At 61.1% G+C, this 21,426-nt stretch carries 23 protein-coding genes; 5 read left to right on the top strand and 18 right to left on the bottom strand.

Going from position 1 to position 21,426, the window contains the following annotated elements; genetic code table 11:
- Window positions 1-18: 18 nt before the first annotated feature.
- Both ACQ4LH_RS01185 and ACQ4LH_RS01180 read right to left on the bottom strand, forming a co-directional pair.
- Window positions 19-603 carry a hypothetical protein gene (locus ACQ4LH_RS01185; RefSeq protein WP_430695492.1) on the bottom strand — a complete coding sequence of 195 codons (585 nt, stop codon included), beginning with the start codon at window positions 601-603 and terminating at the stop codon, window positions 19-21.
- Window positions 578-1,309 (bottom strand): SURF1 family protein, encoded by a 732-nt coding sequence (locus ACQ4LH_RS01180; protein WP_430695490.1) that lies wholly within the window; start codon window positions 1,307-1,309, stop codon window positions 578-580. The genes ACQ4LH_RS01185 and ACQ4LH_RS01180 overlap by 26 nt, the downstream gene beginning before the upstream one ends.
- A gap of 88 nt (window positions 1,310-1,397) precedes the next feature.
- On the opposite strand from ACQ4LH_RS01180, the gene ACQ4LH_RS01175 reads away from it, so the two are divergent.
- Entirely contained in the window at window positions 1,398-1,601 is a 204-nt protein-coding gene (locus tag ACQ4LH_RS01175; protein ID WP_275959934.1) for a twin transmembrane helix small protein, read from the top strand.
- Between the two features lie 5 nt (window positions 1,602-1,606).
- Here ACQ4LH_RS01175 and ACQ4LH_RS01170 read toward each other — a convergent pair whose 3' ends face one another.
- Genes ACQ4LH_RS01170 through coxB form a run of 4 tightly spaced genes read right to left on the bottom strand, consistent with a single transcriptional unit; the run spans window position 1,607 to window position 5,829 of the window.
- Complete coding sequence (locus tag ACQ4LH_RS01170) at window positions 1,607-2,503, bottom strand: cytochrome c oxidase subunit 3 (protein WP_430695489.1); 897 nt, start codon at window positions 2,501-2,503, stop codon at window positions 1,607-1,609.
- A 12-nt stretch (window positions 2,504-2,515) separates the two neighbouring features.
- A complete protein-coding gene (locus ACQ4LH_RS01165; protein ID WP_430695487.1) occupies window positions 2,516-3,067 on the bottom strand; it encodes a cytochrome c oxidase assembly protein in 552 nt (183 codons plus the stop codon).
- Window positions 3,060-4,700, bottom strand: coding sequence for a cytochrome c oxidase subunit I (gene ctaD, locus ACQ4LH_RS01160; protein ID WP_430695485.1), 1,641 nt, complete (start codon window positions 4,698-4,700; stop codon window positions 3,060-3,062). Before ctaD ends, ACQ4LH_RS01165 begins: the two co-directional genes overlap by 8 nt.
- 4 nt (window positions 4,701-4,704) lie before the next feature.
- Window positions 4,705-5,829, bottom strand: a complete 1,125-nt coding sequence (coxB, locus tag ACQ4LH_RS01155; RefSeq protein ID WP_430695483.1) for a cytochrome c oxidase subunit II — start codon at window positions 5,827-5,829, stop codon at window positions 4,705-4,707.
- 361 nt (window positions 5,830-6,190) lie between these two features.
- Here coxB and ACQ4LH_RS01150 point away from each other — a divergent pair, with 361 nt between their 5' ends.
- Window positions 6,191-6,847, top strand: a complete 657-nt coding sequence (locus tag ACQ4LH_RS01150; protein ID WP_275959939.1) for a hypothetical protein — start codon at window positions 6,191-6,193, stop codon at window positions 6,845-6,847.
- 31 nt (window positions 6,848-6,878) lie between these two features.
- On the opposite strand, the gene ACQ4LH_RS01145 is transcribed toward ACQ4LH_RS01150, so the two are convergent.
- From ACQ4LH_RS01145 to ACQ4LH_RS01135, 3 genes are all read right to left on the bottom strand, one after another.
- Window positions 6,879-7,607: a carbonic anhydrase gene (locus tag ACQ4LH_RS01145; protein WP_430695481.1), complete on the bottom strand. Its 729-nt coding sequence runs from the start codon at window positions 7,605-7,607 to the stop codon at window positions 6,879-6,881.
- A 102-nt stretch (window positions 7,608-7,709) separates the two neighbouring features.
- Window positions 7,710-8,768 (bottom strand): PA0069 family radical SAM protein, encoded by a 1,059-nt coding sequence (locus ACQ4LH_RS01140; protein ID WP_430695479.1) that lies wholly within the window; start codon window positions 8,766-8,768, stop codon window positions 7,710-7,712.
- A gap of 94 nt (window positions 8,769-8,862) precedes the next feature.
- Complete coding sequence (locus tag ACQ4LH_RS01135) at window positions 8,863-9,801, bottom strand: AEC family transporter (RefSeq protein WP_430695745.1); 939 nt, start codon at window positions 9,799-9,801, stop codon at window positions 8,863-8,865.
- Between the two features lie 81 nt (window positions 9,802-9,882).
- Between ACQ4LH_RS01135 and ACQ4LH_RS01130 the strand changes: the two genes are divergently transcribed.
- Window positions 9,883-10,287, top strand: coding sequence for a GFA family protein (locus ACQ4LH_RS01130; protein WP_430695477.1), 405 nt, complete (start codon window positions 9,883-9,885; stop codon window positions 10,285-10,287).
- Here ACQ4LH_RS01130 and ACQ4LH_RS01125 read toward each other — a convergent pair.
- The 9 genes from ACQ4LH_RS01125 to ACQ4LH_RS01085 form a co-directional block, all read right to left on the bottom strand.
- Window positions 10,284-12,236 (bottom strand): DUF4105 domain-containing protein, encoded by a 1,953-nt coding sequence (locus ACQ4LH_RS01125; RefSeq protein WP_430695475.1) that lies wholly within the window; start codon window positions 12,234-12,236, stop codon window positions 10,284-10,286. The two genes, ACQ4LH_RS01130 and ACQ4LH_RS01125, sit on opposite strands and share 4 nt — an antisense overlap.
- Window positions 12,233-12,553: a DUF2388 domain-containing protein gene (locus ACQ4LH_RS01120; protein WP_167146067.1), complete on the bottom strand. Its 321-nt coding sequence runs from the start codon at window positions 12,551-12,553 to the stop codon at window positions 12,233-12,235. The genes ACQ4LH_RS01125 and ACQ4LH_RS01120 overlap by 4 nt, the downstream gene beginning before the upstream one ends.
- Before the next feature lie 248 nt (window positions 12,554-12,801).
- Window positions 12,802-13,119 carry a DUF2388 domain-containing protein gene (locus tag ACQ4LH_RS01115; RefSeq protein WP_430695473.1) on the bottom strand — a complete coding sequence of 106 codons (318 nt, stop codon included), beginning with the start codon at window positions 13,117-13,119 and terminating at the stop codon, window positions 12,802-12,804.
- Between the two features lie 79 nt (window positions 13,120-13,198).
- The gene (locus ACQ4LH_RS01110; protein ID WP_430695471.1) at window positions 13,199-13,405 is read right to left on the bottom strand and encodes a DUF1127 domain-containing protein; all 207 of its coding nucleotides are present in this window, start codon (window positions 13,403-13,405) and stop codon (window positions 13,199-13,201) included.
- Window positions 13,406-13,670: 265 nt separating this feature from the next.
- Window positions 13,671-13,886 carry a DUF1127 domain-containing protein gene (locus tag ACQ4LH_RS01105; protein ID WP_090254359.1) on the bottom strand — a complete coding sequence of 72 codons (216 nt, stop codon included), beginning with the start codon at window positions 13,884-13,886 and terminating at the stop codon, window positions 13,671-13,673.
- Between the two features lie 381 nt (window positions 13,887-14,267).
- On the bottom strand, window positions 14,268-15,704 hold the full coding sequence (locus tag ACQ4LH_RS01100) for an NAD(P)(+) transhydrogenase (Re/Si-specific) subunit beta (protein ID WP_430695469.1): 1,437 nt from the start codon (window positions 15,702-15,704) through the stop codon (window positions 14,268-14,270).
- The gene (locus tag ACQ4LH_RS01095; RefSeq protein ID WP_090378897.1) at window positions 15,704-16,021 is read right to left on the bottom strand and encodes an NAD(P) transhydrogenase subunit alpha; all 318 of its coding nucleotides are present in this window, start codon (window positions 16,019-16,021) and stop codon (window positions 15,704-15,706) included. The genes ACQ4LH_RS01100 and ACQ4LH_RS01095 overlap by 1 nt, the downstream gene beginning before the upstream one ends.
- Window positions 16,022-16,035: 14 nt before the next feature.
- The gene (locus tag ACQ4LH_RS01090; RefSeq protein WP_430695467.1) at window positions 16,036-17,157 is read right to left on the bottom strand and encodes a Re/Si-specific NAD(P)(+) transhydrogenase subunit alpha; all 1,122 of its coding nucleotides are present in this window, start codon (window positions 17,155-17,157) and stop codon (window positions 16,036-16,038) included.
- A gap of 554 nt (window positions 17,158-17,711) precedes the next feature.
- On the bottom strand, window positions 17,712-18,620 hold the full coding sequence (locus ACQ4LH_RS01085; protein WP_430695466.1) for a LysR family transcriptional regulator: 909 nt from the start codon (window positions 18,618-18,620) through the stop codon (window positions 17,712-17,714).
- A 196-nt stretch (window positions 18,621-18,816) separates the two neighbouring features.
- Between ACQ4LH_RS01085 and ACQ4LH_RS01080 the strand changes: the two genes are divergently transcribed.
- Both ACQ4LH_RS01080 and ACQ4LH_RS01075 read left to right on the top strand, forming a co-directional pair.
- Window positions 18,817-19,995 carry an acyl-CoA dehydrogenase gene (locus ACQ4LH_RS01080; protein ID WP_430695465.1) on the top strand — a complete coding sequence of 393 codons (1,179 nt, stop codon included), beginning with the start codon at window positions 18,817-18,819 and terminating at the stop codon, window positions 19,993-19,995.
- Between the two features lie 166 nt (window positions 19,996-20,161).
- Window positions 20,162-21,385, top strand: coding sequence for a CaiB/BaiF CoA transferase family protein (locus ACQ4LH_RS01075; RefSeq protein WP_430695464.1), 1,224 nt, complete (start codon window positions 20,162-20,164; stop codon window positions 21,383-21,385).
- Window positions 21,386-21,426: the final 41 nt, after the last annotated feature.

Below are 21,426 nucleotides of genomic sequence, written 5' to 3'. Positions count from 1 at the left end.
CCTTAGCCGTGGGCAGCATTAACCAATTTGCGAGATTTTCAGCAGGTGCCGCAGGTCGTTGAGAATCTCCTTGCCCTTGCTGGTGGCGTCATAACGCAGCACCAGATTGCCGCGCGGATCGACGATCCACAGCTGCGCGCCGGAGGTGGAGCCGGCGGTTTTTCCGTAGGCCTCCAGCTGCAGTTGATAACGCGCCAGCTGCGGGTATTCGCGGCGTAGCTGGGCGTCATAGTCGCCAGCGATGGGCTGGGCACTGGCCAAGCCATGGGCGGCGCGGGCGACATCACGGTTTAGGCCGATATGCACCTGGCGGGCGAGAAACACCAGTTCTTTGCAGGCGGTATCGCAGACATCCGGTACGGTCACCAGCAGTTGCCAGCGCTGCTCATCGGCACCGACCACGCCGAGGTCGGCGCGAGTCTGCCCGGTGCCGATCAGCTCACCGTGGTAGCTGCGGGTTTCCGGCACCCAGAAACGCCACTGATACATGGCACTGGCGAGGATCATCGGGCCGATAACCACGGCCAGAATCAGGATCAGTTGCAGCCGCCCACGGCGACGCTGGCTGGGTGACACTTCAGGCAGGGCGATGGCTGGGTTCATGACGAGTCTCCCGCGCGTTAGATAGACCTAAATAGATAAACAGGCAGAGCAAGGCAGCCGCCAGGGCGAACCATTGCACGGCATAGCCAAGGTGTTTGTCGGGGCTCATGGCGATAACCGGCCAATCGCTTTGAAATGACGCAGGACCCGGCTCGAGGCGCACTTCATAGCTCAGGCCACCACGCCCCAGTTGCTGCCACAGGTCATCCGGCTTGACCTCGCTGACCACCTGCGGCCAGCCTGCAGTCGGTTGCGCACCCTGCAGCTGAAAGGCCTCACCCAGCGGCACATACACCGTGGCCTGCAGGCGCAGCGGCGTATCCGGGGTGGCGAAGGTTGGACTGATGCGACGGTCCGGCCAAGGCAGCCAGCCGCGATTGAGCAACAGCCAGAGGCCGCTGGTTTGGTCATAGAAGGGTTGCAGCACTTCCACGCCAACCTTGCCGTCGCGGGTGCGGTTGTCCAGCAGCAGGGTATGCCGCGCATCGAAGAAGCCCTGCAGCTGCACGCGTTTGTAAGCCGGGTTGGGGTGGCGTTCCAGCTCAGCGATGCTGATTGGTGCGGCCAGTTGCTGGGCTTGATGCGCGGCCAACAGCTCGCGCTTTTCTTCGGCCCGTGCCAACTGCCAGAAGCCCAGGGCGACCAGGCAGGGAAATAGCAGCAGCACCAGTACGCTAGGCAGCCAGCCAGGACGGAAGGCGCTCATAGCGACCTCCCTAAAGCCCTGTACAAGCTGGCTATACTGCAGCTGAAGCGCATTTCCCTTCCCCCGAAGTTCCGCTTGGGAGTCACGCATGCTCAAAGCCGCGATCGTCCTGTTACTACTGGCTACTCTGGTCAGCCTATTCAGTGGCCTGTTCTTTCTGGTCAAGGACGAAGGTAAAACCTCCCGGGTGGTCAACGCGCTGACTGTGCGCGTGACCCTTACCGCGCTAACCGTTGCCCTTATTGCCTGGGGCTTCTATAGCGGCCAACTGGTTTCCCAAGTCACCTGGTGATGCCGTTAAATCACATAAACGAAGACGAACAGACCAATCCACACCACATCGACAAAGTGCCAATACCAGGCTGCCGCCTCGAAGCCAAAATGCTGCTCGGGGCTGAAATGGCCGCGGATAACCCGAATCAACATGATGCTCAGCATCAGCGCGCCCAGGGTCACGTGGGCACCGTGAAAGCCGGTGAGCATAAAGAAGGTCGCGCCATAGATGCCCGAACCCAAGGTCAGGCCCAGTTCGGTGTAGGCGTGGATATATTCCTCGACCTGCAGCACCAAAAAGGCGATGCCGAGAATCACCGTCAGCGCCAGCCACAGGGTCAGCGGTTTGCGGTGGTTCTTGCGTAGCGCATGGTGGGCGAAGGTCAGGGTGAAGCTGGATGTCACCAGCAAGATGGTGTTGATCAGCGGCAAGCCCCAGGCGCTGATAGTGCCACTCGGTGCCGGATAGAGTTTCGGGTCAGGCGTATTGAGCAGCGGCCAGGTGTATTCGAAGCCCGGCCAGAGCATGTTGCTCACTCCTTTGTCGCCCTCGCCGCCGAGCCAAGGGCCAGCCCATGTGCGCACATAGAACAGCACGCCGAAGAAGGCGGCGAAGAACATCACCTCGGAGAAAATAAACCAGCTCATGCCCCAGCGGAACGAGCGGTCCATCTGCGGGCTGTACATGCCGGAGCGGCTTTCCTTGATCACATTGCCAAACCAGCCGAACAGCATATAGGCGAGAAACAGGCCGCCGATGAAGAAGATCAGCGGGCCGTTGGAGTCGGCGCGATCGGCCTTCATATCGTTGAACCAGGTGCCTACGCCGTACACCGAGAACAGCATGCCCAGGGTGGCGATGATCGGCCACTTACTCTGGGCCGGGACGTAATAGCTTTCGTGACTTTCGTGACTCGACATTTATTGTTCTCCTTATGGAGTCGCTTGTGCCACCGGCGGCTTGCGCTCGGTGATATCAAACAAGGTGTAGGCCAGGGTCAGGTGGCGAACATCTGCCGGTAAGTCTCTATCGACGATAAACCGCACCGGCATTTCGATGCGTTCGCCGGGCTGCAGTACCTGTTGGGTAAAGCAAAAGCATTCAGTCTTATGGAAATACGCTGCCGCTTTAGACGGCGCCACGCTGGGGATCGCCTGCGCGGTCATCGGCTTGTCGGTGGGGTTGTAGGCGACAAACAGCATCTGCGTGCTGTCACCCGGATGCACCAGTACCTCGTCGGCCTCGGGGCCGAACTCCCAAACCATCTCGGCGGCGTTGGTGGCGAGAAACTGCACCCGCACCTGGCGCGATTGATCGGTGCTTTGCAGCCCAGCCTCATAGGCACCAGCGGTCTTGCCGTTGATGCCAAAGGCCTGGCACATCACGTCATAAATCGGCACCAGAGCGAAGCCGAAGCCGAACATGCCGACCACCACCAGTGACAGGTGGATAACCAGGCGGCGGGTCAGACGCTCCTCAGTCATGAGCCAGACCTTTGCGATGCTCGTGCTCGCCACTCATATCCGGCGGCGTGCTGAAGGTGTGGTAAGGCGCTGGCGACGGCACTGTCCACTCCAACCCTTCGGCACCATCCCAAGGCTTGGCCGCAGCGGGTTTGCCGCCACGGATGCACTTGATGACGATAAACAGGAAGAGCAACTGGGTGGCGCCGAACATAAAGGCGCCGATGCTCGAGACCATGTTGAAGTTGGCGAACATCATGTTGTAGTCCGGAATACGCCGCGGCATGCCGGCCAGGCCGACAAAGTGCATCGGGAAGAACGCCATGTTCATACCGATAAAACTCATCCAGAAATGCAGCTTGCCGAGGGTCTCGTCATACATATGCCCAGTCCACTTCGGCAGCCAGTAGTAGGCCGAGGCGAAGATGCCGAAGATCGCCCCAGGCACCAGCACGTAGTGGAAATGCGCCACCACGAAGTAGGTGTCGTGGTACTGGAAGTCCGCAGGAGCGATGGCCAGCATCAGGCCGGAGAAACCGCCGATGGTGAACAGGATGACGAAGGCCACCGAGAACAGCATCGGCGTTTCGAAGGTCATCGAGCCGCGCCACATGGTGCTGGCCCAGTTGAACACCTTCACCCCGGTCGGCACGGCGATCAGCATGGTCGCGTACATAAAGAACAGCTCACCGGTCAGCGGGATGCCGACGGTAAACATGTGGTGCGCCCAGACGATAAACGACAGGAAGGCGATGCTCGCCGTCGCATACACCATCGAGGTGTAGCCAAATAGCGGCTTACGGGCGAAGGCCGGGATGATTGCACTGACCGCGCCGAACGCCGGCAGGATCATGATGTACACCTCGGGGTGACCGAAGAACCAGAACACGTGCTGGAACAGCACTGGGTCCCCGCCACCGGCGGCACTGAAGAAGCTGGTGCCGAAGTGGATGTCCATCAGCATCATGGTTACGCAACCGGCCAGTACCGGCATTACCGCGATCAGCAGGAAGGCAGTGATCAGCCAGGTCCAGACGAACAGCGGCATCTTCATCAGGGTCATGCCGGGGGCGCGCAGGTTGAGGATGGTGGCGACCACGTTGATCGCCCCCATGATCGAACTGATGCCCATCAGGTGCACGGCGAAGATAAAGAAGGTCACCGACTCCGGCGCGTAGGTGGTCGACAGCGGCGCATAGAAGGTCCAGCCGAAGTTAGGGCCGCCGCCCTCCATAAACAATGTGCTGATCAACATGCCAAACGCCGCTGGCAGCAGCCAGAAGCTGAAGTTGTTCATCCGCGGCAAGGCCATATCCGGCGCGCCGACCATCAGCGGAATCATCCAGTTGGCCAGGCCGACGAAGGCCGGCATCACCGCGCCGAAGACCATAATCAGGCCGTGCATGGTGGTCATCTGGTTGAAGAACTCCGGCTGCACGATCTGCAGGCCCGGCTGGAACAGCTCGGCACGAATCACCATGGCCATGCTGCCGCCCAGCAGGAACATGGCGAAGCTGAACCACAGGTACATGGTGCCGATGTCTTTGTGGTTGGTGGTCAACACCCAGCGCATCAGGCCTTTGGCCGGGCCGTGGTGATGGTCATGTCCGGCATGACCGTGGCCAGCGTGGCCCGGATCGATCACTGCACTCATGTCCTTACTCCTGAGCCTGTTTGAACGCGAGGATGTCTTTCGGCGTGACCATGTCGCCTACCGCATTGCCCCAGGCATTGCGTTCGTAGGTGATGATCGCGGCGATATCGACTTCCGAGAGTTGCTTGCCAAAGGCGGCCATCGAAGTGCCCGGCTTGCCGTTGACCACGATATCGATATGCCCTTTGGCCTCACCCTTGGCGATGGCCGAACCTTTCAACGCCGGGAACATCGGCGGCAGCCCTTCACCATTGGCCTGGTGACAAGCCACGCAGGCAGTGTTGTAGGCCTTCTCGCCACGCGTCATCAGCTCTTCCATGGTCCACTCTTTAGTGGTCAGCTCCTTCTCGGCGGCAGCCAATTGCTTGCGCTCGGCGAGCCAGGCGGCGTAGTCCTCTTTCGACTTGGCTTCAACCACCACGGGCATAAAGCCGTGATCCTTGCCGCACAGCTCGGTGCACTGGCCACGGTAGATGCCGGGCTCGTCGATGCGCGTCCAGGATTCGTTGATAAAGCCGGGGATGGCATCCTTCTTCACCGCCAAGGCCGGCACCCACCAGGAGTGGATTACATCGGCGGCGGTGATCAGAAAGCGCACCTTGGTGCCGACCGGCACCACCAGCGGCTCATCGACCTCCAGCAGGTAATGCTCACCTTTGGTGGCCTTGTTATTGATCTGGTCTTGGGGGGTGGTCAGGTTGCTGAAGAACTCGACGTCTTCACCCAGGTATTTGTAGTGCCATTTCCATTGATAGCCCGTGACCTGGATATCCAGCTCCGACTCGCTGGAGTCGTAGATCTCGATCAGGGTCTTGGTCGCCGGTATCGCCATCAGCACCAAAATCACTAACGGCACGACCGTCCAGAGAATCTCGACCGTGGTGCTTTCATGGAAGTGCGCGGGCTGCTGGCCGGTGGAGCGGCGGTGGACGAGCATCGACCAGAACATCGCGCCGAACACGATCACGCCGATCACGACGCAAATCCAGAAGATGGTCATGTGCAAGTCAAATACTGAGCGGCTGACCTCGGTGGCACCCGGCGTCATATTGACGCCCCAGCTGGCGTGCGCCGTGCTGAATACCAACCACAACAGGAGGCCCATCCAGACTCGTGGATGTCGCATCATTGCGGGTTCCCCTTAATTTTTCTTGTTATCCCGCCGAATCGCTCAGTGGCTAAGCCTTCGCACATTTCACGGTGAAAATGCCTGCAAAAACTGTCCATGCCGCAGTCGATTCGGAGTTATCAGGTACTGCCTTTCGAATTCGAGTATAGACACGGACTTGCACCTGGCAATGCGAAAGCCGAAATGAGCAACAGACTGCAAGGCACGCGCTAGAGACCGCGGCTGGCGCGGGATAGGCAGGGGCGGCGAGTGCGGCATATAGCCGACTCGCATAACTGTTTAATAATTATGACAATCGGGTCTTAGCCGATGCGCTCAGCCAGCTAAGGTTCTCGCCCATGTCCTCATTTCAGGAGCAGTCATGAACATCGCCGCTTTGCACGCATTGATCCAGCGTGCGCACCAACACGAAGCCAGCACGGGTCACCTGGCCAGCCAGATGCAAGCCCACCTGGGGCAACTGCACCCGTCCATCCGCCTACCCAACGAAGACACCCAAGGCGTGCTGCAGCGTTTTGTCAGCGCCTATATCGAGCAGGTGCCGGAGCTGCTGCAAGCCGCCCATCAGGTTTCTCAGGAAGCGGGAATCGAGGCGCAGATAAAACCGGTGCTCAAGGTTGCCGAACAGTTTTTTCTACAACCGCCAGCGCTGATGGCCGGCCATGAAGGGCTGGAGGGATTACTCGACGAGGCCTATCTGGCTCATCGCCTGGTCGAAGAAGTGAATGATCGCTACATCACCCATCTGGGCGCGCCGTTGATCCCACTGGATACCACGGTGGCCAATCTGATCGCCCACCAGCTGATCGGCGAAGCCTTTGCCAACCAACTGGATGAGGCCGTACACCATGCAGTCGACGGCATGCTCGACGATGCCAGCTTTGCCCTGGACTCGGTGCAGGCCTATCGCGAACAGCTGCACAACCCACAGACCGACGCCGCCTGGCAGCGCTGGCCGTGCCTATCGCGGCAGCTCGGGGTTGAGCTGCAGCTGGATGAAACCCGCGCGGCGGGCTAGCAGTGCCTAAACACCCGCGCGCGGTTGCCGATCAGTTGCTCGGCAGGTAACGCGCGCGTGGCGTGGCCATCGGCAGCGGGCCGTCGCCGATCAGACGGAACTCGCCCTTCTCTGCGTCATAGGCCTTGATATCGCTGGTTTCGATGTCATACACCCAGCCGTGGATAAACAGCTGACCGCAGGCCAGGCGTGAAGCCACCGACGGGTGGGTGCGCAGGTGATCAAGCTGCGCCACCACGTTTTCTTCGGTGAGGATACCCAGGGTGTTGTGGTCGGCGCAGCCGCAGTTTTCCGCCACCACGGTTTTTGCCACTTCGGCATGCCGCAGCCAGGCTTTTACCGTGGGCATGCGCTCCAGGCCTGCCGGGTCTAGCACCGCCTTCATCGCGCCGCAGTCGGAATGCCCGCAGATGATGATGTGCTGCACACCCAGCGCCACCACCGCGTACTCGATAGCGGTAGAAACACCACCCATCATCTGCCCATAAGGCGGCACCACGTTGCCGACGTTGCGGTTGACGAACAGGTCGCCCGGCGAGCTCTGGGTGATCAGCTCGGGCACCACACGCGAGTCGGCGCAGGTGATAAACATGGCGAGCGGGTTTTGCGCGGTGGCCAGCTTCTTGAACAGCTCTTCCTGCTGCGGAAAGATCTCGCTGCGAAAGCGCTTGAAACCATCGACGATATTCTGCAGTGCTTCCTCGGCACTCTCAGTGCCAGTGCGCCCCTGCAGCGGAATCAACTGATGCTTGTATGGCATGTTTACGACCTCTGTGAGCCTGAATGAACGCTGCTAAAACGACAGCCAAGGCCGCTAGCGAGTCACATGCCAAGTGTTACCGTCGATGGCTCTGACGGCAACCTAAAGCAGTGCCAGCTGGCCACCTGGCGGACAGAAGCGGGTGCAATCGAGGTTGAAGCCATCACGCCGATTCAGGCCCAGGCGTTTGCTGGCCAGGGCAAAGCGTTGCGCGAGCAACTCAGCAAAGGCACCTTCACCCCGAAAACGCTGGCCGAAGCGGCTGTCATACAGCGCGCCGCCACGGCTCTGGCGAATCAGGCTGAGCACATGCTCGGCACGCTGCGGGTAATGCGCCTGCAGCCACTCCTCAAACAGCGGCGTGACTTCACGCGGCAGGCGCAGCAGCATGTAGTTGGCGCTCTGCGCGCCGGCATCCTTGGCCGCAGCCAACAAGTGCTCCAACTCCATATCGTTGATCATCGGGATCATCGGCGAACACAGCACGCCGACCGGGATACGGTTGTCGCGCAGCACACGAATCGCCCGCAGACGCGCCGCCGGTGCCGCAGCACGCGGCTCCATGATGCGTTTGAGTTCGTCATCCAGGGTAGTCAGGCTGATCATCACCGCCACCAGGCGTTGCTGCGCCAGTTCGCTAAGCAAGTCGAGGTCGCGCAGGATCAGCGAACCCTTGGTGACAATGGTCACCGGGTGACGGTAGTCGAGCAGCACCTTGAGGCTGTTGCGCGTCAGCAGATGCTGGCGCTCGATCGGCTGGTAGGGATCGGTATTGGAGCCGAGATTGATCGGCGCGCAGACATAGCCCGGCTTGCTCAACTGCTGTTCAAGCAGCGCCACAGCATTGGTCTTGGCGATCAGCTTGGTTTCGAAATCCAGCCCGGGGGACAAATCCCAATAGGCGTGGCTCGGTCGGGCATAGCAATAAATGCAGCCATGTTCACAGCCACGATAGGGATTGAGCGAGCGGTCAAACGGCAGGTCCGGCGACTGGTTGCGGGTGATGATACTTTTCGCGGTTTCGCAGCGCACCTCGGTCGCCCGGCTGGGCGGCACCTCCTGAAACCAGCCGTCATCGCTGGCGATGATGCGCTGCGGGGCAAAGCGGTTATGCGGATTACTGGCGGTACCGCGACCGCGCGGCGGCAGAGAAACGGACATGGGTTGACTCCACAAATTACTGTATATAAATACAGTAATTTGCCTTCATCACCAAGTACCGGTCGTCAGTCGACCACCTCACGTGGCACTTTAATCAGCCTGCCACCAGCAGCAATAACAGCGGCAAACTGGCGGCCGCCAGCAGGGTTTGCAGGGTGATGATGCCGGCCATCAACTGGCTGTCGCCGCCCAACTGACGAGTCAGTACATAAGCCGTGGGGGCGGTTGGCAGAGCAAAGAACAGCACCAGCACCGTGCTTTCCATAGCCGGCAGTTGCAAACCATAGGCTACGATCCAAGCCAACATCGGCATGGCCAACAGGCGCAGCAGGCTATTGCTAAGCAGCGCCGGCACTTCACCGCCCAGCTGCTCGGGTTTCAGCGCCGCGCCAACACAGAGCAGGCCAAGTGGCAAACTAGCTGCTGCCAGCAGGCTAAGCAGACGATCACTGCCGCCCGGCAAGCCGAGGCCACTGAGGTTGACCAGCGCGCCGCCGAGGCAGGCAAGGATCAGCGGATTCTTCAGGATCGGCAGCAGCAGGCTGCGCGCACTGACGCCACGCTCGGCAGTGAGCGACCAGACTGACAGCACATTCACCGTCGGCACCATCAGGGCGAGCATGATGGCCGCCAAGGTCAGGCCTTCCTGGCCGAACAGGCTGCCCACCGCCGCCAGCCCAAGGTAGGTGTTGAACCGCAGAATCCCTTGGCTGAACGCGCCAAAGCGCCCCGCCGGCCAACCGCGCAGACGCCGCACCAACAATAGCGCCAGCCAGGCAATACCCAGCGCCAGCAGTACCGCCAACGCCAGACGCGGCAACGCCGGATTATCCAACGGCGCCGTGGCCAGGCTGCTGAACAGCAGCGCGGGGAACAGAATGAAGTAGTTCAGCCGCTCGGCACCCGGCCAGAACGCCTCATTGGGGAACGCCCAGCGGCGCAGGTAATACCCGGCGACGATCAAGGCAAACAGTGGCCACAAGGCCAACAACAACTCCAGCACGGCAACCTCCCGCCACACGCAAGCCGCCATCTTGAGCAGCCGCATGGGGGTGACGCAAGGTCGACGTCGGTATTAGGCTGTTTTACCTGACCGTCACGACGAGAACGCCTTATGTCCGCTACCCATCAAGGCGGTTGCCAGTGCGGGGCCTTGCGCTATCAGTTCGAAGCACCGCTGCGCGACATCGCTCACTGCCACTGCACCATCTGCCGGCGCAGCAGCGGCGGCATTGTCACCACCTGGATCAGCGTACCGCTGGCGAGCTTTCGCTGGCTGGCCGGCACAGCGCGCGAATATGTCTCGTCCCCCAGTTGCACGCGCAGCTTCTGCCCAACCTGCGGCGCGCACCTGACGCTGTTCACCACCCTCAGCCCGGACAGCCTGGATATCACCATCGCCACCCTCGACCAGCCTGAACTGGCCCCGGCGGATAGACATATCTGGGTGCAAAGCCGCCTGCCCTGGCTGCACCTCGACCCGCAGCTGCCCGAGGAAGACCAGGAAGTCATGGACTAGGGCAACTGCAGGCCGCCGCCGGCTTTGTGCAGGACGCGCAGATGCTTGCCCAGTTGCGTCAGGTTGGTTTCAGTGGCTTGTAGCTCGGCCAAACGAGCCGGCTCCAGCAGGGTGCGCACTTCCTGATCGAGGTTGTCGCTGAGCTGGCGCAGTTGCTGCTGACGCGCCTGGCTTTCGGTTTCCAGGCGCTGCCATTCAGCGCGCTGCGGCAGGCCATAGCCACCTTCGAGCAGCTCGGCCGGACGACTGAGGAAACCGCTGTTGGCGAGGATCTGCTGCAGTGCGCCGCCCGCCTTGTTCACCGTGGGATCAACGCCATCGCGGCCGCTGAGGTAGCGGCGCTTAAGCTCATCCTGAGCCAATAACAGTTGCCGGCGCAGTGCCGCCTGTTCGAGCAGCAGCAACGCCGCGCTGGTGCGCAGGTCGGCGCGGGCGAACCAGGGCTGGCGCTGCTCGGCTGGCTGGGCCAGCCAGTCCTCAACCTGCACCTGCTCAATCGGCAGCTGCGCCTGCAGTACGTTGAACATGGCCTGATAGCGATCGCGGAACGAATCGAAGCGATAACCCAGGCGCAGGGCTTCGACCGGGTCGCCCAGTACGCTGCGATCGGCCAGATCGCGGGCCACCAGGGTGTCGAGCAGGCCGTTGGGCATGATGCTGTCGAGCGCATGCAGGCGTGGGTGCTGGCTGCCGCTGCGCAGCAGCTTGAGGGTTTCCACGGCGCAGTTGTTGGAGATAAACCAGTAGTCGCCGTCGTAGCTCCAATGCTGCTCGGCAGCGCGGGTCACCAGTTGCTCCAGCTGCGTGCGGTCCAGCTTGAGCGGCACCGAGGCCAGGCTGCGCAGCTCAACCTTGGTGTACTCCTCGATCACCTGGGCCAGCGGCAGCACGAACAACCGCGACGGATAAACCCCGGTCAGGCCATCCCAGCTGGACAGCTGCACGTCGCCAACAAAGGCGCGGTAGGACAGCACCAGATGCTCCTGCAGATCCAGCCGACAGTCCGGCCCCAGCGGCCGGCCGGGCGCGCAGATGACCAGACGCAGCATGCTGTGGCCCCAGCGACTGGCCAGCGCGTCGTTGGCTTCGGCCAGCAAGTAATCCACCTGGTAAACCCGCTGCGGATCGATGCTGCCCAGCGGCTGGCGGGCAAAGTCGCGCCCGGCATTCAGGTAAGCCAGACCTTCGGCGCAGGGCTGCTGGGTCGCCGGTGTCCAGGCGAAATGCGCACTCAGGTAGCGCGCCAGCGAAGGCCGGCGGCAGGCGTAACTGGGGTCGAGAAGGAAGTACTCCATATTGACCGCGAGAAACTCGCGCGAGTTGCTCAGCTCGTAGCTGTCCGGGCTGCGCGCAACCTGGTGGTTCTCCTCATCACGCGCGCCACGCCGGCCGACCTGCTGCGCCCAGCCGGCCAGGTCGAGCAGCAGCGGATCATCGCTCAAGGTAAAGCGCCGCGCCGTCTGCCCGCGGCAGTGATCCGGCAGGCCAACGACTCCCAGGCTCTGCTCACGTTGACGGCACTGACGTTGCAGCTGCCGACTCGCCTGTGGCCAGAGCTGCGCGCGGTCATACAGATGGGTGATTTCATGCAGCACGGTCGCCAGCAGTTCGCGGCGCACATTGCCATGGGGACGAGAGGTCAGAGTATTGGCGCTGCTGCCGTCGCTTAACCCTGGCAGCAACGCGGCATTCAATTCGATACCGCTGAAACGCCCGGCGCGGCCATACACCTGCACGGGCAGGCTGCGCCAGCGCACGCGGACGCTGCGGTCGAGTTGCTGTTTGAGCTGTGGCGGCAAGGCGGCCAGCGCGTCTTGCAACAGTTGCTGGCTGGCCTGGCGCTCAGCAGGGCTGAGTTCGGCGCCCGCTAGCTGCAGGCGCAACTCAGCCTGGCTGCAGGTGCTGGCCAGTAACGCCAGCCCGAGCAGCCAGGTACGCGGCCAACTCACAGTGCCAGGATGGCTTCGGCCAATACCAGGTCGGAAGCGCCTTGCGCCTCAGGCACTTGGCTGCGGATGGTGCCAATGGCGGCTTCAAGCTGGGCGCCGCGGATCTGCCCTTGGCTGGCGACGAAACTGGCAGCATCGTCACGCGCCGCGAGCACGACTTTCGAGTCGCGCACCGAGGTGGTGGTATCCGAGGTGAAGTCGAAGGTGCGATCCAGCGCGCGCACGATGATATTGCTGGTCGCCACCAGGGTTTGCGCCTGTGCAGTGGCACTGAACAGAACAACTGCAACTACGGCACTGAGCAAGATAGGGCGCATATACATCTCCAATAATCAGCCATCACGTCGTTTGGACTGGCTTAGACGGGCAGTGTGCCACACAGTTCCGCCAGCGCTTCTGGCCAAGCGCTGGCAGCACACATATTCAGAACCTGTTTAGGATCTCGCGAGCTAGAGTCATGCAAGGCAAAAGCAGGCGAGGAAGCGGAGTGTACGAGTTGTACATGAGCATTCCGAGCCTGCTTTAACGCCGCAGGGCCGACGCGCAGCAGATCGTAAATAGGTTCTCAGAGGCTAAGGATGGCCGTCGCCAATTGCATATCGTCGCCCTGTAGGGTCGGTACCTGCTGACGAATATGCTGCAGAGCAGCCTCCAGGCGCACCCCACGGATGTCGCCCTGGCTGGCAACAAACGCGGCAGCGTCATCGCGCGCGGCCAGCACGATCTTGTCATCGGTAAAGGACGAGGACACATCGGAACTCGCTTCCGAGGTCGCCCCGACCGCCCCCACCACCGCATCAGTGGTGACCACAAAGCTGGTGGCGCTAGCTGTGCCGGCCAGCGCCATTAATGCCGCAAGGCTCAACGTCTTTATCACATTCATATCCACACTCCTGAAAAGGCCCAACAGACAGGCTGGGTTCAGTGTAGACCCTGGCTGTGCCCGTTGGTTGCCCGACTGCTCAGCGCCAGAACGGCTTTTCCAACTCGGCCTGCCGCTGCGCCTCGGTGATGCCAGCATCAGCCAGCTGCCGGCTATTCAGGCGCGCCAGTTGGCTGCGGGTATGCAGATTGCGCTGCCAACGGCACAGCGCGGCATAGGCGCGTAACCAGAACAACTGGTCCACCTGGGCAGCGGGCGAGGGTTGCTGTTTGAGCGTACGTTCCATGGCGCATTCCTTGTCAGAGACGGAAGAGGGCAACCTAGGGTGCGCGGACGCGAGAAGCAGGTGCAGAGACAGCACTGGGAAATTGTTATGGCGCAGTTAGCTTTCTATAAGAACTGTACTGCCGACAACGCCGCAGACTGTTGCAGATACGCGATTGCCTAGAGCAGTTTTTGCCCGCGCATAAAAAGAAAGCCCCAGCACGCAGGGCGCTGGAGCTTTCAAAAATCCCATAAAGGGAGGAGCAGAAATCGGTGTCTGGCAGCAGTTAACGCCAGAAAGGCTTGCTCAGTTCAGCGTGACGCTGTGCTTCGCTGATACCGGCGTCTGCGAGCAGACGGGAGTCCAGACGAGCAAGCTGGCGGCGGCTAACAACGCGGCGCTGCCATTGCAGAACAGAGGCGAGCATGCGCAGCGGCAGAGCGCTGGAGCCGGTGGATTGGCTGTGATCGAAAAACAGGTCGGAACTGAGGGTACGTTCCATGGTGGTCATCCTTCCGCTTGTGGCGGGTCAGTGGTGTGTTGCGATGGGAGAATTATTGCCGTTGCCCCCGCCTCGCTGTAGCCACAGCTGGATGAAATTGCAGCACAAATAGATAGTTTGCTTTGTAACTGTTTAGCCTGTTTTGCACTCAACTGTACTGGCCATAAGTGCTTTAGCCTAAAAAGCTTTTATAAGCAGATAAAAACCCTACATAGATGGCTAAAACTCAGTGAATCTATATAGGTACAGTTGCAAATTGCACTTATGTGACAGCTGACCTGTTTTTCAGATTTTTCCCTGGCAAAAACACTTTTCTGATCGAACAGACAGAAAAAAGCCCGGCTAGCGAGCCGGGCTTTTTCTACAACGCAGCGGTGAGGTTTAGTCGACTGCTTTAACCATATCTTCGATGACTTTCTTGGCGTCGCCGAAGACCATCATGGTCTTGTCCAGGTAGAACAGTTCGTTGTCCAGGCCGGCGTAGCCGCTGGCCATCGAGCGCTTGTTGACGATCACGGTCTTGGCTTTATAAGCCTCGAGGATCGGCATGCCAGCGATCGGCGACTTCGGATCGTTCTTCGCGGCCGGGTTGACCACGTCGTTGGCGCCGAGCACCAGCACCACGTCAGCCTGGCCGAACTCGGAGTTGATGTCGTCCATCTCGAACACCTGCTCGTAAGGCACTTCGGCCTCGGCCAGCAGTACGTTCATGTGGCCAGGCATACGACCGGCAACCGGGTGGATCGCGTACTTTACGGTCACGCCACGGTGGGTCAGCTTCTCAGCCAGTTCCATCAGCGCGTGCTGGGCACGGGCTACCGCCAGGCCGTAGCCCGGAACGATGATCACGGTGTCGGCGTTGGTCAACAGGAAGGCCGCGTCGTCGCTCGAGCCGGACTTAACCGGACGAGCTTCCTTGGCGCCAGCCGGGCCGGCTTCTTCGGTCGCACCACCGAAACCACCGAGGATCACGTTGAAGAACGAGCGGTTCATCGCCTTGCACATGATGTACGAGAGGATCGCACCGCTCGAACCCACCAGCGAACCGGCGATGATCAGCATCGAGTTGTTCAGCGAGAAGCCGATACCGGCCGCCGCCCAACCCGAGTAGCTGTTGAGCATCGACACGACGACCGGCATGTCCGCGCCGCCAATCGGGATGATGATCAGCACGCCGATCACGAAGGCCAGGGCCAGCAGGATGGCGAACGCAGTCAGGTTACCGGTGAAGGTGAAGTACAGACCCAAACCGAGAATCGCCAGGCCGATGGCCAGGTTGACCCAGTGTTGGCCCTTGAACTGTACCGGTGCGCCCTGGAACAGGCGGAACTTGTACTTGCCCGAAAGCTTGCCGAAGGCGATCACCGAACCGGAGAAGGTGATGGCACCGATGGCCGCACCGAGGAACAGCTCCAGACGGTTACCGGCTGGAATCGCATCGCCCAGCGCCGCAACGATACCCAGCGACTGTGGCTCGACGACTGCAGCAATGGCGATAAACACTGCCGCCAGGCCGATCATGCTGTGCATGAACGCGACCAGTTCCGGCATCTTGGTCATTTCCACGCGCTTGGCCATGATCGAACCGGCAGTACCGCCGACCAGCAGGCCAACCAGCACGTAACCGATACCGGCAGTGGCGATTTCAGCACCGAGCTTGTAGATCAGGCCGACGGTGGTGAGCACAGCGATGCCCATACCAATCATGCCGAACAGGTTGCCGCGACGCGAAGTGGTCGGGTGCGACAGACCTTTAAGCGCCTGGATAAAGCAGATCGAGGCGACGAGGTAGAGAACAGTGATCAGATTCATGCTCATCAGTGCTTCTCCACTGCAGCGGCTTTCGGCGCTTTCTTCTTGAACATTTCCAGCATGCGCCGGGTTACCAGGAAGCCACCGAACACGTTAACCGCAGCCAGAGCCACGGCCAGGGTGCCCATGGTCTTGCCCAGCGGGGTCACGGTCAGGGCAGCAGCCAGCATGGCGCCGACAATGACGATGGCGGAAATTGCGTTGGTTACCGCCATCAGCGGGGTGTGCAGGGCCGGAGTCACGTTCCACACCACGTGGTAGCCCACGTAAATGGCCAGCACGAAGATGATCAGGTTGTAGATGCCGTCGGAAATCATATCCATGAGCGTTGCTCCCCTTAGCCGTTAGTGCGCACGACGTTGCCGTCACGGCACATCAGGCACGCAGCGACGATGTCGTCTTCAAGGTTGAGGTGGAACTTGCCTTCGCCGTCGATAACCAGCTTGAGGAAGTCCAGCAGATTGCGTGCGTACAGCGCCGAAGCATCGGCCGGCACCAGGGCCGCCAGGTTGCTGTGGCCGACGATGGTCACGCCATGCTGCACCACCACTTGCTCGGCGACGGTCAGCGGGCAGTTGCCGCCTTGCGCTGCAGCCAGGTCGATGATCACCGAGCCTGGCTTCATTTCCGCCACGGTGGCGGCATGCAGCAGGGTCGGCGCCTTGCGGCCTGGGATCAGCGCAGTGGTGATGACGATATCGGCCTGCTTGGCCTTCTCATGCACCGCCTTGGCCTGACGCTCCATCCACGAAGCCGGCATCGGCCGCGCGTAGCCGCCAACGCCCTGGGCGCATTCACGCTCTTCATCGGTCTCGAACGGTACGTCGACGAACTTGGCGCCGAGCGACTCGATCTGCTCTTTAACCGCCGGACGCACGTCCGAGGCCTCGATCACCGCACCCAGGCGCTTGGCCGTGGCGATGGCCTGCAGACCGGCAACACCGGCGCCGAGGATAAGAATACGCGCGGCCTTAACGGTACCGGCAGCAGTCATCAGCATCGGCATAAAGCGCGGGTAGTGGTGCGCGGCCAGCAGCACGGCCTTGTAGCCGGCGATGTTGGCTTGCGAGCTGAGCACGTCCAGGCTCTGCGCGCGGGAAGTGCGCGGGGCAGCTTCCAGGGCGAAGGCGGTCACGCCGCGAGCATTGATGCGCGCGATGGTCTCGTTGCTGAACGGGTTGAGCATGCCCACCAATACGGCACCGGCTTTCATGTGGGCCAGTTCAGCATCGGTCGGGGCGACCACTTTCAGCACCAGATCGGCACCAAAGGCAGCAGCATCGTTACCGATAGCCGCGCCAACCGCTTCATAGGCGCTGTCCGGAATGCTTGCGCTAACGCCAGCACCGGTCTGTACAGTCACCTGATGGCCTTGGCCGATCAGCTTCTTGATGGTTTCGGGAGTTGCGGCAACGCGCGTCTCACCAGCATGGGTTTCGAGAGGAACACCGATGTGCACTTCAATTCTCCTGCGTGATCTTTTTGGTGAACCGGCGCACTGCGGATGGCACGCGGGCATTGGGGAGGATCAGCACAAACCCGCTCAGGCTGCAGTTGCACAATGGCGGGGCGCGGCATTTTGCAGGCGATAGCCATAGCCTTCAAGGCGTTATGAAGTAAAACCTTGTGATAACTACAAGTCACTGCATGACCTAACGGCCAGGTAAATCCAGACAGCCCTTGCAGGGCATGGCTTGTAGCGCATTCGCCGGGATTAAACGGGGCTTATTCATTCCTGAGACAAATACAGCGCCATCAGATCAACGGCGACACTGCCATTTGCTGAATAAACCGCTGTTTCATTGGGCTGTAGCAGTATTTGTGTGCAAAAAATGCAACACCCAAGGCTGGCCAGGCACAGGGTAAGTGTAGCCATCCAGATAGCTGACTACGGGGTCAACATAACTCAGGCGCGCACTCTAGGCGGCCCGTGTAGCGACGTAAAGCAAATTCCGACAGATTGCCGCCGAAGGTTTGACGGCCTTTTCCGCCAACAGCCTGACAGGCTGTTGTCTATTTCAAGCCATGGGCCAGGGCATAGGCATGCGCCTCGCGCACCAGCCAGTCGCGCAGCAGCAACAGCGCAGCCGACTCCAGCTTGCGCTCGGGGATCATCAGGTAATACGCCTTGTCCGTCGGCAGGCTCAGCGGCGCGGCAATCACCAACCGCCCCTCATCCAGCTCACGGCGAATCAGAAACGGCGGAATCAGTGCAACGCCCATTTCGTGCATGGCCGCCTGGGCCAACATGGAGAACAGCTCATAACGCGGCCCGGTCATGTCTCGCACGGTACTCACCCCCTGGGCATTGAACCACTGGCGCCAAGCGTAAGGCCGCGTGGTCTGCTGCAACAGCGGCAGGGTGGCAATCTGCTCGGCGTTAAGCGCAGCCTGCCCGGCGAGCAGTGCCGGGCTGCACACCGGCATCGGGTTTTCACGCATTAGCAAGTGCGCCTGGGTACCGGACCAATCGCCATCGCCGAAGTACACCGCCGCGTCGAACTCGGTATCGGCAAACAGAAAGGGCCGCGTGCGGTTGGTCAGGTTGACCGTGATCTCCGGGTGCAGGCGCTGAAAATCCTTCAAGCGTGGCAGCAACCACTGCGTACCGAAGGTCGGCACCACCGCCAGCTCGATGCTCATCGCGCCCTGCTGGCCCATCACCGCCAGGGTGTCGCGCTCCACTGCATCGAGCTGGCCGGCCACTCGCCGCGCGTAGGACTGCCCGGCTTCTGTGAGCACCACGCCACGCCGTGAGCGTCGGAACAGCTCGATATTAAGGAAGGCCTCCAGCGCGGCAATCTGCCGGCATACCGCGCCCTGGGTCAGGCTCAGCTCCTGCGCCGCCTTGGTAAAACTCTGGTGTCGAGCGGCGGACTCAAAGGCGATAAGGGCGGCGGTGCTGGGGATCTTGCGGCGCATTTGTGCGTCACTCTCACTTAGAGCTATTAAATAGGCCGATTAAAGCTATCTCGAAGTGAGCAATCCGCACAACTGCGTGCGCAATACTCGTTTGCCTGCCTGCCACAAGCCGCCTAGGATCAATCCACTCACCGGCGGACGCAGCGCGGCTGCGCAGATACCCGCCCTACCACTGTCTGATTTCGAGGTTTTCGCGATGGCCAAGGCAAGCTTCAACTGGATCGACCCGCTGCTGCTCGATCAGCAACTGACCGAAGAAGAACGCATGGTGCATGACAGCGCCCAGCAGTTCGCCGCCGACAAGCTGGCCCCGCGCGTGCTCGAAGCCTTCCGCCATGAGCAGACCGACCCGAAGATCTTCCGTGAGATGGGCGACACCGGCCTGCTCGGCGCGACCATTCCCGCCGAATACGGCGGCAGTGGTCTGAACTACGTGTGCTACGGCCTGATCGCCCGCGAAGTCGAGCGCGTCGACTCCGGCTACCGCTCGATGATGAGCGTGCAGTCGTCTCTGGTGATGGTGCCGATCTTCGAATTCGGCAACGAAGCGACCAAGCAGAAGTACCTGCCCAAACTGGCCAGCGGCGAATATATCGGCTGCTTCGGCCTCACGGAGCCGGATCACGGCTCCGACCCAGGCTCGATGATCACCCGCGCGAAGAAGGTCGACGGCGGCTACCGCCTGACCGGCGCAAAGATGTGGATCACCAACAGCCCGATCGCCGATGTATTTGTGGTCTGGGCCAAAGATGATGCGGGTGAAATCCGCGGCTTTGTGCTGGAAAAAGGCTGGCAGGGCCTGAGCACCCCGGCGATTCACGGCAAGGTTGGCCTGCGCGCATCGATCACCGGTGAAATCGTCATGGACAACGTGTTCTGCCCGGAAGAGAACGCCTTCCCCGATGTGCGCGGTCTGAAAGGCCCGTTCACCTGCCTCAACTCCGCCCGCTATGGCATCAGCTGGGGCGCCCTGGGTGCCGCTGAGTTCTGCTGGCACACCGCGCGCCAGTACACCCTCGACCGCAAACAGTTCGGCCGCCCGCTGGCGCAGACCCAACTGATCCAGAAAAAGCTGGCCGATATGCAGACCGAAATCACCATGGCCCTTCAAGGCTGCCTGCGCCTCGGCCGGATGAAGGACGAAGGCACCGCTGCGGTGGAAATCACCTCGATGATGAAACGCAACAGCTGCGGCAAGTCCCTGGATATCGCGCGCATGGCCCGCGACATGCTCGGCGGCAACGGCATCAGCGACGAGTACGGCGTGGCCCGCCACCTGGTCAACCTGGAAGTGGTCAATACCTATGAAGGCACCCACGACGTGCACGCGCTGATCCTGGGCAGAGCTCAGACCGGCCTGCAGGCGTTCTTCTAGAATCGGTTGAAGATCTGCTGCGCTTGGTAATGCTGCGTTGAAAACAGGTTCGGAATGCTCATTGACTACAGTCAACTCCGCTTCCTCACCTGTTTTCGCCTTGCCTGACCTGCGCTCGCGACGATCTTAAACCGATTCACCCCCTTCATTTTTTACGAGGCTCACCATGCCCGGCGCCCTATCGCATCTCCGCGTTCTCGATCTGTCCCGCGTACTCGCAGGGCCTTGGGCTGGGCAGATTCTCGGTGACCTCGGTGCCGAGGTAATCAAGATCGAACGTCCCGGCAGCGGCGACGACACCCGCCATTGGGGTCCGCCCTATGTGAAGGATGCCGAAGGGAATGACTCGCGCGAGGCGGCTTATTTCCAGAGCGCCAACCGCAACAAGCAATCGGTGACCCTGGATTTCACCCAGCCCGAAGGCCAGCGCCTGGTGCGCGAGCTAGTGCAGAACTGCGACGTGCTGCTGGAGAACTTCAAGGTCGGCGGCCTGGCGGCTTACGGCCTCGACTACGCATCGCTGAAAGCCCTCAACCCACGGCTGATCTATTGCTCCATCACTGGCTTCGGGCAAAACGGGCCCTACGCCAAGCGCGCGGGTTATGACTTTATGATCCAGGGCCTCGGCGGGCTGATGAGCCTGACCGGCAAACCCGACGGCGAGGAGGGCGCAGGGCCGATAAAGGTCGGCGTCGCCCTCACCGACATTCTCACCGGCCTGTACGCCACGGTCGGCGTGCTGGCGGCACTCAACCAGCGCGAACAGTCCGGCCTCGGCCAACATATCGACGTCGCACTGCTCGACGTGCAGGTCGCCTGCCTGGCCAATCAAGCGATGAACTACCTGAATACCGGGGTCGCGCCCAAACGCTTGGGCAACGCTCACCCGAATATCGTGCCCTATCAGGATTTCCCCTCGGCCGACGGCAATTTCATTATCGCCGTGGGTAACGACGGGCAATTCCGCAAACTGTGCGAGGTCGCCGGCCTGACGGCGTTGGCCGACGACCCGCGTTTTTCTTCGAACAAGGCGCGCGTCGCCCATCGCGCCGAGTTGATCCCGCTGCTGCGTCAGGCCACGGTCTTCAAGACCACCGCTGAATGGGTGACGCTGCTAGAAGCCGCCGGCGTGCCGTGTGGACCGATCAACGACCTGGCCCAGGTATTTGCCGACCCTCAAGTACAAGCGCGCGGCCTACGCCTCGACCTGCCCAACAGCCTGGGCAGCACAACACCCCAGGTCGCCAGCCCACTGCGCCTGTCCGAGACCCCGGTGGAATACCGCAACGCACCGCCGCTGCTCGGCGAACACACCGAGCAAATACTGACCCGCCACCTGGGTCTAAGCGCAGAGCAGATCGCCGTGCTGCGTGAGGCTGGGGTGTTGTAGAGGCAGCTAGCAGGCCGTTGAAAAACGTAGGCGAGGCAGGC

Source organism: Pseudomonas peli, from assembly GCF_050563605.1.
Lineage (GTDB): Bacteria > Pseudomonadota > Gammaproteobacteria > Pseudomonadales > Pseudomonadaceae > Aquipseudomonas > Aquipseudomonas peli_A.
The sequence above is the reverse complement of the archived record's forward strand: the minus strand, read 5'-3'. Positions and strand labels throughout refer to the sequence as shown.

Excerpts from the sequence above, each read along its gene's own strand:
- ACQ4LH_RS01100 (WP_430695469.1), bottom strand. The coding sequence starts at position 15,704 with ATGAGCATGAATCTGATCACTGTTCTCTACCTCGTCGCCTCGATCTGC.
- ACQ4LH_RS01135 (WP_430695745.1), bottom strand. The coding sequence starts at position 9,801 with ATGGCGGCTTGCGTGTGGCGGGAGGTTGCCGTGCTGGAGTTGTTGTTG.
- ACQ4LH_RS01110 (WP_430695471.1), bottom strand. The coding sequence starts at position 13,405 with ATGGAACGTACGCTCAAACAGCAACCCTCGCCCGCTGCCCAGGTGGAC.
- ACQ4LH_RS01170 (WP_430695489.1), bottom strand. The coding sequence starts at position 2,503 with ATGTCGAGTCACGAAAGTCACGAAAGCTATTACGTCCCGGCCCAGAGT.
- ACQ4LH_RS01095 (WP_090378897.1), bottom strand. The coding sequence starts at position 16,021 with ATGGATATGATTTCCGACGGCATCTACAACCTGATCATCTTCGTGCTG.
- ACQ4LH_RS01080 (WP_430695465.1), top strand. The coding sequence starts at position 18,817 with ATGGCCAAGGCAAGCTTCAACTGGATCGACCCGCTGCTGCTCGATCAG.
- ACQ4LH_RS01150 (WP_275959939.1), top strand. The coding sequence starts at position 6,191 with ATGAACATCGCCGCTTTGCACGCATTGATCCAGCGTGCGCACCAACAC.
- ACQ4LH_RS01180 (WP_430695490.1), bottom strand. The coding sequence starts at position 1,309 with ATGAGCGCCTTCCGTCCTGGCTGGCTGCCTAGCGTACTGGTGCTGCTG.
- ACQ4LH_RS01105 (WP_090254359.1), bottom strand. The coding sequence starts at position 13,886 with ATGGAACGTACCCTCAGTTCCGACCTGTTTTTCGATCACAGCCAATCC.
- ACQ4LH_RS01140 (WP_430695479.1), bottom strand. The coding sequence starts at position 8,768 with ATGTCCGTTTCTCTGCCGCCGCGCGGTCGCGGTACCGCCAGTAATCCG.
- ACQ4LH_RS01185 (WP_430695492.1), bottom strand. The coding sequence starts at position 603 with ATGAACCCAGCCATCGCCCTGCCTGAAGTGTCACCCAGCCAGCGTCGC.
- ACQ4LH_RS01175 (WP_275959934.1), top strand. The coding sequence starts at position 1,398 with ATGCTCAAAGCCGCGATCGTCCTGTTACTACTGGCTACTCTGGTCAGC.
- ctaD (WP_430695485.1), bottom strand. The coding sequence starts at position 4,700 with ATGAGTGCAGTGATCGATCCGGGCCACGCTGGCCACGGTCATGCCGGA.
- ACQ4LH_RS01085 (WP_430695466.1), bottom strand. The coding sequence starts at position 18,620 with ATGCGCCGCAAGATCCCCAGCACCGCCGCCCTTATCGCCTTTGAGTCC.
- ACQ4LH_RS01115 (WP_430695473.1), bottom strand. The coding sequence starts at position 13,119 with ATGAATGTGATAAAGACGTTGAGCCTTGCGGCATTAATGGCGCTGGCC.
- ACQ4LH_RS01120 (WP_167146067.1), bottom strand. The coding sequence starts at position 12,553 with ATGCGCCCTATCTTGCTCAGTGCCGTAGTTGCAGTTGTTCTGTTCAGT.
- ACQ4LH_RS01145 (WP_430695481.1), bottom strand. The coding sequence starts at position 7,607 with ATGCCATACAAGCATCAGTTGATTCCGCTGCAGGGGCGCACTGGCACT.
- coxB (WP_430695483.1), bottom strand. The coding sequence starts at position 5,829 with ATGATGCGACATCCACGAGTCTGGATGGGCCTCCTGTTGTGGTTGGTA.
- ACQ4LH_RS01165 (WP_430695487.1), bottom strand. The coding sequence starts at position 3,067 with ATGACTGAGGAGCGTCTGACCCGCCGCCTGGTTATCCACCTGTCACTG.
- ACQ4LH_RS01075 (WP_430695464.1), top strand. The coding sequence starts at position 20,162 with ATGCCCGGCGCCCTATCGCATCTCCGCGTTCTCGATCTGTCCCGCGTA.
- ACQ4LH_RS01130 (WP_430695477.1), top strand. The coding sequence starts at position 9,883 with ATGTCCGCTACCCATCAAGGCGGTTGCCAGTGCGGGGCCTTGCGCTAT.